The following is a 9674-nucleotide window of genomic DNA, read 5'->3' on the forward strand; positions in this document are numbered from 1 at the left end:
CGTTCGGGCGCCGCGGGACGGCGACCGGTACCACAGGGTGGAGAAGCACTAGGAATCTACCACCCAGCAGCGGGCCGGGGCGGGAGCTCCCGCGACGGCCCTTTTGCGTGCGCCTTCCGCGCTTGCCTTGACGTCCGCGTCAAGGTCTACCGTCGACGCCATGCGAATCGGGGAGCTGGCCGAGCGGGCCGGGACGACCACGCGGACTCTGCGGTACTACGAGTCACGCGGACTGCTGCCCGCACGACGGGCCGGCAACGGGTACCGGGCGTACGACGAGGACGATCTGCGTCTTGTCCAGCAGATCCGGACCCTGCAGGACTTCGGGTTCGAACTGGAGGAGACCCGGCCGTTCGTCGAGTGCCTGCGCGCAGGCCACCCGGCCGGTGACGCCTGCCCGGCCTCGCTCGCCGTCTACCGGCGCAAGCTCGGCGAGCTCGACTCGCTCATCGAGCAGCTCCAAGCGGTGCGCGTCCAGGTGGGTGCGCAGCTCGCGAGGGCCGAGCTGGAGGCCGCGGCAGAGCTTCCCGGCGGTCCGGAACCACGTTGTGAACTGGGAGGATGACAGATGATTCATGCAGAGGGCGTGGCCGAGGTCACCGACACCACCTTCGACGGGGAGGTGCTCGGGGCCGACCTCCCCGTACTGGTCGAGTTCACCGCGGACTGGTGCGGCCCCTGCCGCCGGCTCGCCCCGGTGCTCAGCTCGATCGCCGCAGAGGAGGCCGAGCGCATCAGGATCGTCCAGCTCGACATCGACACCAACCCGGTGATCGTCAGCCGGTACGCGGTGCTGTCGGCGCCGACCCTGATGGTGTTCCGCTCCGGCGAACCGGTGAAGTCGATGGTGGGCGCCCGCCCCAAGCGCCGGCTGCTCCAGGAGCTGGAGGACGTCCTCGAACCGGTGTGAGCCCCGCCTGCTCGAACCCCTCCGGCCGCTTGATGAAGCCGTCGGTCCCGGCGAGCTCCGGGGCGCCCCGTCCGCGATAGCGGCCCGTCGCGTCCCGGAGCGTGATCGCGGCGGCGCGCGCCTGTGGCGAATCGTCCGGATCGGAGTGCTGCTGCATGGTCGCGTGGGCCCGGTCGGGGGGCCGCGGTGAAGGCGTGAAGGCCGTGAGGGCCCTGCAGGCGTCGCGCACGGACGTGGAGTCCCTGGAGCTCGCCGCGGAGCGGCTGCGCCACCTCAGGAGAAGGCGCATGTCCTTACCCTCGATCACACCCGGTCAACCAGCAGGCAACCCACCAGTTTCGGCTCAATATCCGGGGCTGATGCGGGGTTCGAAATTATGTATTGATCAAGCGCCCGGTCCGTGATTTTATGGTGAATGAGCTTTGGTGCTCAGGAATTCGCCACCAAGGATGGCTCCTTCCCGAAGCTCCGTTTTCATGCCCGCGAAACGGTATCTTGAGCAAAGGTTGCCAAGGAATGGCTGTGTACCTGAAACGCTTATTCGGGGACGGCTGGTGGCGCATCACTGTCATCGGTTTAGCCGGAGCCGCCATCCTTTCCACGGCAGGCTGCTCCACCAGCGGCTCGGGCTCCGAATCAACACGTGACACCCGTACGCAGGCCCTGAGTGCGAACCTTCGGCTTCCCGTCGAGAAATACTTGTTCTCGCGCTCCGATATCGAGAAGATCGATCAGGCCAGATTCATTCTCGTCAACAAATGCCTGCGACGCTTCAAAGTGAGTAACACGCTCACCTCCCCGGGGCCCCCTCCCGGCCCGGCCACTCTCACGGAACGCCGCTACGGCTTGGCGGACAAGGAAGTGGCCGAGAACGACGGATACCACTTCAGGGAAACGTCGAAGTACCGTTCTCTTGCCGCTCAGATCGCCCCTTTGGACGCCGGTAAGAAGAAAGAACTCGAACGCCTTCTCTCCGGCGGCAGCGCATCCGATGAGCGGGGTACCTTCCGAGTCAACGGGATGAAGATCCCGGCAGATGGCTGCATCGGCGAGGCAACCGAGAAGATCTCCGGATCCCCTGGCGATCCGGCCCGTCAGCTCAACTTCCGGAGTTTCGCTGCCGCCAAAGCCGACTCCCGGGTGAAGCGCGCTTTCACGGACTGGTCGGCGTGCCTGAAGGAAGAGGGGTACACGTACCCCGATCCGCTCGCCGCGATGAGCGACCCTCGCTTCCAGGACGCGTCCCCGGCGCGGGACGAGCGCAAGACGGCGGTGGCTGACGTCGCATGCAAGCGGCGCACGCATCTCATCGACGTGTGGTTCGACGTGGAGACAGCCGAACAGGAGAAGCTGATCGCGGAGGAACAGGCCTCCTTCACCGCGGCGCTGGAACTCAAGAAGAAGCAGCTCGCCACTGCGGCGGCCATCCTCACGAAGCGCTGACACGGTATGGATCTCAGACTTCCCACCGAAGCGTCGTCGAGGCAAGCCGGTGGGACACACGGCTGACGTAAGGAAAACTCCGGAACGTCACGCCATGCCAGAAAACAATAGAGGAGCATAACGAAATGAAGCGTGTGGCATCCCTCGTTGTGGCAGCCGTCGCGGCTGCGTCACTGACCCCCCTGGTAGCGTCTTCGGCCGAAGCGGCCAGCTGCCCGTCGAGCAAGTTCTGTTTCTACTACAACTCCAACCAGGCCGGCTCGTACTACGCACTCGGTGCTTCGGACCCGGACCTTGCCGGCAGCACCTTCACGAGCTCCGGAGCGGGGCAGGGCCAGGCCGTGAAGAACAACGCAGCCTCGGCATGGAACAACCGGCTCTGTGGCGCGGTGGTGTTCTACAACTCCAACTACGGCGGCCCCCACGACAGTTTCCTCAACGGTCAGCGCTTCAATCTGGTGAACACCTACAACCAGAACGCATCGGTCCGCTTCGACTCGTTCTGCTGAGAATGGTGTAGTCGGGTCCAGCTGATCCGTCCGAGGAGAGGCTGGGGGAAAACGGGATGGCCGGCCTTCTCGTTCTCCCCGGCACCGAAGAGGTCATCCGCACCGCGCTCGCCACGGGCGACGCCTCGGTCCAGGGCATCGCCCAGGGCGTGGAGCACGTAGCCAAGGGCAAGTGGTAGAGCTCTACCACTTGCCCTTTGGCAAGGCATGAGCGGACCTTTCCGGTCAGGTGGACGGCTCCGCCCGGGACCGGGGCTTGGCCCGGACGTGCACGCGTTCTCCCTGGGGGCCGAACAGGTTGAGCACCTCGACGGGAGATTCGCCCGTGGGGCCGAACCAGTGCGGTATGCGGGTGTCGAACTCGGCCGCCTCACCCGGCCCCATGACCAGGTCGTGGTCGGCCAGGATGAGCCGCACGCGTCCGGACAGGACGTACAGCCACTCGTGTCCCTCGTGCGTGACCGGATCAGGCCGGTTCTGTTCCGCGGGGATGATCGACTTCCAGGCTTGCAGGCGCCCGGGCTGTGTCGACAGTGGAATCACGGTGCGACCGTTGTGGACGCGGGGCTTGCAGCGGATCCGCGGGTCGCCGACCTCCGGCGCGCCGACGAGTTCGTCCAGGGGTACCTGGTGGGCCTGTGCGATGGGCAGCAGCAGTTCCAGGCTCGGGCGGCGCTGGCCCGATTCCAGCCTCGACAGGGTGCTCTTGGAGATGCCAGTGGCCTCGGCCAGCGCTGACAGGGACACGCCGCGCTGGGCGCGGATGCGTCTGAGGCGGGAGCCGACCTGGGCCAGCGTGGCGGCGATCGGTGATTGCTCGTCCATACCCCCATTCCACCTCCTGCGTCCCAGAAATGGCAACGGAAGTTGTCGCTCCACTGCTGGGCGCGCACTATCGCGGCAGGAGGTTGTTCACATGATCAATACGACGAACGACAAGAACAGCAGGGCACGGCACGGCGACGTCGACGAGGTCCACGACGTGGTGGTGGTCGGCGCCGGAGCAGCCGGCCTCAACGCCGCCCTGCTCCTCGGCCGCGCTCGCCGCAAGGTGGTGGTGATCGACGCCGGCGAGCCGCGTAACGCGCCCGCCGCGCACATGCACGGCTTCCTGTCCCGCGACGGCCTGCCTCCGGCGGCCCTGCTCGACCTCGGGCGGGCCGAGATCGCCCGCTACGGTGTCCAGCTCCTGCGGGGCCGGGTCGAACAGATCGACCACGGCTACTACGTCCGCATGGAGGGCGGCGTGGTGCTCAAGGCACGCCGCGTCCTGATCGCGACCGGGCTGCGCGACGAACTGCCCGACATCCCCGGCGTCCGCGAACGGTGGGGGAGGGACCTGCTGCACTGCCCGCACTGCCACGCCCATGAAGTCCGCGACCAGCCCCTCGCCGTCCTCGGCACGCATCCGGGAGCGGTCCACCAGGCTCTGCTCCTGCGCCAGTGGAGCGACGATGTCGTCTTCCTCCCGCACACCCTGGACCTGACCGCGCAGGACCGGGAACGACTGACGGCGCGCGGTCTGCACCTGCTCGAGGGGGAGATCAAGCAGCTCGTCGTCGGCGACGACCGGCTGCGCGGAATCGAACTCGTCGACGGCCGCGTCGTCCCCCGCGCTGCCGCCTTCCTTTTCCCCCGCCCCGTCCCGCGCGACGAACTGCTGACCGAACTGGGATGCGACAAGGACGACGCCGGCTGGGTCGTCACCGACCGCACCGGCCGTACGAGCGTCGCGGGCGTCTGGGCCGTCGGCAACGTCGTCGACCCGCGCGCGCAGGTCGTGGCCGCGGCCGGCATGGGGTCCGCCGCTGCCTTCGCCATCAACGCCGACCTGCTGGACGAGGACGTCGACCGCGCCGTCGAACAGCACCGCCACGCGGCTGCCGCCACCCGGTAGCCCGCAGTGCGGCAGCGCCGCATCCCACTCTTCTACCCGTACAAGACAGGGAGTCCACGTATGCCCGCACATGCCCCGCGCCCGGTGGACAGCGTCACCGAGCAGACGTTCACCGCGCGCGTCCTTCAGGCGGAGCGGCCCGTCCTGGTCCAGTTCTGGGCCACCTGGTGCCACCCGTGCCGGGTGGTCACCCCCATCGTGGAGCAGTTGGCCGCCGAACAGTCCGGCAACCTGGACGTCGTCCGGGTCGACCTGGACGAGGAGCCCGGGCTGGCCGCCCGGCTCGGCATCACCTCCGTTCCCGCCTTCGTCGTCTACACAGGCGGCCGGCCCGCAGGCTCGTGGGTCGGCGCGGCGCCCAAGCACGTCCTGGAGAAGAAGCTCGCCTCGATCCTGCGGGCCGGGGGGTGATGGCCGGCGAGCATGTGCCGGCTTCTCTTGCGACTGCCGAGTCCAGGCGGGAAGTATGAGCACACCGCGAGCCATCGTCAGGCAGCGCACCTCCGTGTGCGGCCCGGTCACCCCCAGCACGATCGAGGCGCTCGGCGGCCGAGTGGGGGCAGGGGGCGGGGCCCGCGGCCAGGAGGTGGTCGCGGGCCCCGCGGGTGGACTCAGACCGGCTTCAGCCAGACCGTCGCCAACGGCGGCAGCGTCAGCAGAATGCTGCCGGGCCGGCCGTGCGCGGCCACCGGTTCGGGCTTCAGCGGCCCGGGATGGTGTACGTCGCTGCCGCCGTACCGGGCGGCGTCCGTATTGAGGACCTCCGTCCATGCGGCCCGGTCACCGGCGACGTCCGGGACGCCGATGCGGTAGTCGTGCCGCACCACCGGGGAGAAATTGCTGACGGCGAGCAGCGGCGAGCCGTGCGCGTCGTAGCGCAGGAAGGCGAAGACATTGTCGTCGGCCGCACCGCCGTCCACCCAGTCGAAGCCCTCCGGGACGGTGTCGCGCTGCCAGAGCGCGGGGGTGGCGCGGTACACCGCGTTCAGGTCGCCGACCAGAGTGCGTACGCCCCGGTGGTCGCTCTCCGCAGCGTACGAAGGGTCGAGCAGCCACCAGTCCGGACCGTGCCCCTCCGACCACTCCGCTCCCTGGGCGAACTCCTGCCCCATGAAAAGGAGTTGCTTGCCCGGGTGGGCCCACATGAAGCCGAGGTACGCCCGGTGGTTGGCGCGCTGCTGCCACCAGTCGCCGGGCATCTTGCTGACCAGTGCTTGCTTTCCGTGCACCACCTCGTCGTGCGAGATCGGCAGGACGTAGTTCTCGCTGTACGCGTACACCATCGAGAAGGTCATCTCGTTGTGGTGGTACTTGCGGTGCACCGGCTCCTTCGACACGTATTCGAGGGAGTCGTGCATCCAGCCCATGTTCCACTTCAGCCCGAAGCCGAGCCCGCCGAAGCCGTCGGGGCCGACATGGTGGGTGGCGCGGGTGACGCCGTTCCAGGCGGTGGATTCCTCGGCGATGGTGACGACGCCCGGATTGCGGCGGTAGACGGTGGCGTTCATCTCCTGGAGAAAGGCGACGGCGTCCAGGTTCTCCCGGCCGCCGCGCTCGTTCGGCGACCATCCCCCGTCCTCGCGCGAGTAGTCGAGATAGAGCATCGAGGCGACGGCGTCGACCCGCAGCCCGTCGATGTGGAACTCCTCGCACCAGTAAGTTGCGTTGGCGACAAGGAAGTTGCGTACCTCCGTGCGCCCGTAGTCGAACTCCAGCGTGCCCCAGTCCGGATGCGCCGCCCGCGACGGGTCGGAGTGCTCGTACAGCGGGCGGCCGTCGAACTCCGCGAGCGCCCAGTCGTCGCGCGGGAAGTGCGCGGGCACCCAGTCGACGATGACGCCGATGCCGGCCCGGTGCAGCGCGTCGACGAGGAAACGGAAGTCGTCCGGTGTGCCCATGCGTGACGTCGGGGCGTAGAAACCGGTGACCTGATAGCCCCAGGAACCGCCGAAGGGATGCTCGGAGACCGGCATCAGCTCCACATGCGTGAACCCGAGGTCCCTTACGTAAGCGGGGAGTTGGGAGGCGAGCCCGCGGTAGGTGAGCCCTGGCCGCCAGGACGGCAGATGCACCTCGTACACGGAGAACGGCGCCTCGTGCACCGGTACGTCCCCGCGGTGCGCCATCCACTCCTGGTCCTGCCACTCATGGTGCGAGGCCGTCACGATCGAGGCAGTGGAGGGCGGGACCTCGGTACGGCGCGCCATCGGGTCGGCGCGTGTGGTGTGCGAACCGTCCGGGCGGCAGATGTCGAACTTGTAGAGCGTGCCCTCCCCGATCGCGGGCAGAAACAGCTCCCACACCCCGCTGGAGCCGAGCGAACGCATCGGGAAGCCGGCGCCGTCCCAGTAGTTGAAGTCCCCGGTGACCCGCACACCGCGGGCGTCGGGGGCCCACACAGTGAACCGGGTGCCCGCGACGCCCTGGTGTTCCATGGGCTGAGCGCCGAGGGCGGTCCACAGCTCCTCGTGGCGCCCCTCGCCGATCAGATGCAGATCGAGCTCGCCGAGCGCGGGCAGGAAGCGGTACGGATCCTGAACCTCGATCTCGTTGTCCTCGTAGGCGACCAGGAGCTGGTACTCGGGGAGCGCGGGCATCGGCAGCAGCCCGGAGAAGAGGCCGTCGCCGTCGTCGTGCAGCTGTGCCCGCAGCCCCTTGGCGAGCACGGTCACGGACCGCGCGTACGGGCGCAGCACCCGGAAGGTCACACCGCCGCGGACCATATGGGCGCCGAGCAGGTCGTGCGGGGCGTGGTGCTCACCGGCGAGCAGCCGGCCCCGGTCACCCTTGTCGAGGGGGCGGGCCTGTCGCACTCCCTGGCTGCCGGCGCCCCGGCGGGGGCGGCGCGGCGCGGCATCAGTACCGGTGGCGGCTCGCTCGCCCGCCGGCTTCTTCCGCTCGGCCGGTGCAGCCGGTTTCGAGGAGGGCGGCGTGTCCACCTCCGCCGGGGCCGCGGGGGGTGCCGTCTCGGCCGGTGTCAGCAGCGGGACTTGTGGGACCTCGGTGGCGGCGGGCGTTTTGCGGGACGGCTTGCGGGCGGTCACAGGGACAGCCTCCTCGGAAGGGTGTTGTCGGGGCGGATCAGGGCCGGACAGGACAAAACAGCGGGGAGGGACGGGGCCGGGCGGGACGGTGCCGGGCGGCGGAGCAGGTGCGACGACGGCAGGACCGCGGGCGGGCGACGGCACCCGGGCCGTCAGTCGGCGACGGAGGCCAGCCGGTGGATCGCCGCCATCGGCACCGGAAGCCAGTCGGGCCGGTGCTGTGCCTCGTACTGCACCTCGTACACCGCCTTGTCGGTCTCGTGGGCGCGCAACAGCTCCGGTTCGCTGCGCGGGTCGACGCCCGAGGTTCTGGCGTATCCCTCGCAGTAGGCGGTCCGGCAGCGGGCCGCCCACTCGGCGTTCCACGGGCGGTGCGAGCGGGCCGCGTAGTCGAAGGAGCGGAGCATGCCGGCGATGTCGCGCACCGGAGGCTGCGGACGGCGGCGCTCGGGCAGCGGCCGGGCCGGTTCGCCCTCGAAGTCGATCAGTGACCAGAAACCGTCGGCCGCGCGCAGCGTCTGGCCGAGATGGAGATCGCCGTGGACGCGCTGGGCCGCCCAGTTGCGGCCCCGGTGCCCCAGCGCGGCCACCGCGTCGAATGCGGCCCGCAGCCCGGGGACGTACGGCACGAGCGCCGGTACCGCCTGGGCGGCGGCCTCCAGCCGCTGCACCATCGCGGCGGCGAGATGCTCGGTCTGGGCGCGGCGCAGGGAGGGGGTCGGCAGGGCGGCGGCCAGCGCCGTGTGCACCTCGGCGGTGGCCCGGCCCAGCGCGTGGGCCTCGTTGGTGAAGTCGCGGCCCTTGGTGAGGGCGCGCAGCGCGAGCTGCCAGCCGTCCTCCGCGCCGCGCAGGAACGGCTGCAGCACGCCGAGGGTGAGCGGCTCGGGTGCGGTGGCCTCGAACCAGGCGACGGGGGCGGGCACCCGTCCGCAGCCCTCGCGCGCGAGGGCGAGCGGAAGTTCCAGATCGGGGTTGGTGCCCGGGAAGATCCGGCGGAAGATCTTGAGGATGTAGGCGTTGCCGTAGACGAGCGAGGTGTTGGACTGCTCGGTGTCGAGCACCCGGGGTGCGAGCTCCGCGGCGATGGGTGCACCGCCCCGGTCGAAGCGCAGGGAGCCGAAAGTGCCGGGGGCGCGGAACCTCTCCAGCAGGAGTCCGGCCAGGCGCGGGTCGTGCAGTCCCTCGTAGACGGTGCGGCCGGTGAGCGGTCCGTCGGTCACCTGACCGATGAGCGCGGGCGCCAGCCGTGGCGGCAGTACGGACCGTACGCCGAGCAGCAGTTGGTAGCAGTCGTCCGGCGACTGCGCGGGCATGTGCGGCTGGTGGACCCGGACCAGCAGGTGAAGCAGCCCGGTTCCGGTCCCGGTACCGGAGCCGACGGAATCGGTGCCCACCGGCAGTATTTCGGTCGCCGACACCAGCGAGAACGCGTTGATCGGCCGCCCCTTGCCCGCGAACCACCGCTGCCGGGGCAGCCATTGGTGCAGCAGAGGGGCGAGAGACGGCAGCAGGGCTGTGTTGGCAGCCAGAGCGACCCGAGTGGATGCAGCCTCCGACATGGCATCGCGTCCTTTCCCCGGGCACACCACAGGATGCGAAGAGTGTCCCGGATTGCGGCAATAGCTGTCCGGCTGTGCGGGACGTGTCGGGGCAGGATGGTCCGTACGGACTCGACTCGAAGGGATCGAAACGCCTGATGGGACCCGGAAGGGCCCGGAAGTGCTCGATGTGGGGGAGAGCGCCCCGTGCGGGGCGGCGGAAACCGCCCCGCGGTTGGTGGTGCGAAGGGACGCTGAGGGCTGTCCCGTAATCCGTGGTGGATCAGCGCGCGGCGTCAGATGCGGTGCATCGCAAGGCGGAGGAACGTCCGC

General features: G+C 69.4%; 10 protein-coding genes. 7 read left to right on the forward strand and 3 right to left on the reverse strand.

Going from position 1 to position 9674, the window contains the following annotated elements; all coding sequences use genetic code 11:
* Positions 1 to 160: 160 nt before the first annotated feature.
* The 5 genes from ABTZ94_RS33530 (at position 161) to ABTZ94_RS33550 (ending at position 3041) form a co-directional block, all read left to right on the forward strand.
* Positions 161 to 565: a MerR family transcriptional regulator gene (locus ABTZ94_RS33530; RefSeq protein WP_351206573.1), complete on the forward strand. Its 405-nt coding sequence runs from the start codon at positions 161 to 163 to the stop codon at positions 563 to 565.
* Between the two features lie 3 nt (positions 566 to 568).
* Positions 569 to 910, forward strand: a complete 342-nt coding sequence (gene trxA, locus ABTZ94_RS33535; RefSeq protein WP_351206575.1) for a thioredoxin — start codon at positions 569 to 571, stop codon at positions 908 to 910.
* A 516-nt stretch (positions 911 to 1426) separates the two neighbouring features.
* Positions 1427 to 2353: a hypothetical protein gene (locus ABTZ94_RS33540; protein WP_351206577.1), complete on the forward strand. Its 927-nt coding sequence runs from the start codon at positions 1427 to 1429 to the stop codon at positions 2351 to 2353.
* A 125-nt stretch (positions 2354 to 2478) separates the two neighbouring features.
* Positions 2479 to 2862, forward strand: a complete 384-nt coding sequence (locus ABTZ94_RS33545) for a peptidase inhibitor family I36 protein (protein WP_351206579.1) — start codon at positions 2479 to 2481, stop codon at positions 2860 to 2862.
* Positions 2863 to 2918: 56 nt separating this feature from the next.
* On the forward strand, positions 2919 to 3041 hold the full coding sequence (locus ABTZ94_RS33550) for a hypothetical protein (RefSeq protein WP_351206581.1): 123 nt from the start codon (positions 2919 to 2921) through the stop codon (positions 3039 to 3041).
* 46 nt (positions 3042 to 3087) lie between these two features.
* Here ABTZ94_RS33550 and ABTZ94_RS33555 read toward each other — a convergent pair whose 3' ends face one another.
* Positions 3088 to 3687, reverse strand: coding sequence for a helix-turn-helix domain-containing protein (locus ABTZ94_RS33555; protein WP_351206583.1), 600 nt, complete (start codon positions 3685 to 3687; stop codon positions 3088 to 3090).
* A 91-nt stretch (positions 3688 to 3778) separates the two neighbouring features.
* Between ABTZ94_RS33555 and ABTZ94_RS33560 the strand changes: the two genes are divergently transcribed.
* Positions 3779 to 4759 (forward strand): NAD(P)/FAD-dependent oxidoreductase, encoded by a 981-nt coding sequence (locus ABTZ94_RS33560; RefSeq protein WP_351206585.1) that lies wholly within the window; start codon positions 3779 to 3781, stop codon positions 4757 to 4759.
* 60 nt (positions 4760 to 4819) lie between these two features.
* Positions 4820 to 5170 carry a thioredoxin family protein gene (locus ABTZ94_RS33565; RefSeq protein WP_351206587.1) on the forward strand — a complete coding sequence of 117 codons (351 nt, stop codon included), beginning with the start codon at positions 4820 to 4822 and terminating at the stop codon, positions 5168 to 5170.
* A gap of 200 nt (positions 5171 to 5370) precedes the next feature.
* Here ABTZ94_RS33565 and glgB read toward each other — a convergent pair whose 3' ends face one another.
* Positions 5371 to 7803, reverse strand: a complete 2433-nt coding sequence (gene glgB, locus ABTZ94_RS33570; RefSeq protein WP_351206589.1) for a 1,4-alpha-glucan branching enzyme — start codon at positions 7801 to 7803, stop codon at positions 5371 to 5373.
* 152 nt (positions 7804 to 7955) lie between these two features.
* The gene (locus ABTZ94_RS33575) at positions 7956 to 9362 is read right to left on the reverse strand and encodes a maltokinase N-terminal cap-like domain-containing protein (RefSeq protein WP_351206591.1); all 1407 of its coding nucleotides are present in this window, start codon (positions 9360 to 9362) and stop codon (positions 7956 to 7958) included.
* Positions 9363 to 9674: the final 312 nt, after the last annotated feature.

The organism is Streptomyces sp. NPDC002785, assembly GCF_040295565.1.
Taxonomy (GTDB): domain Bacteria; phylum Actinomycetota; class Actinomycetes; order Streptomycetales; family Streptomycetaceae; genus Streptomyces.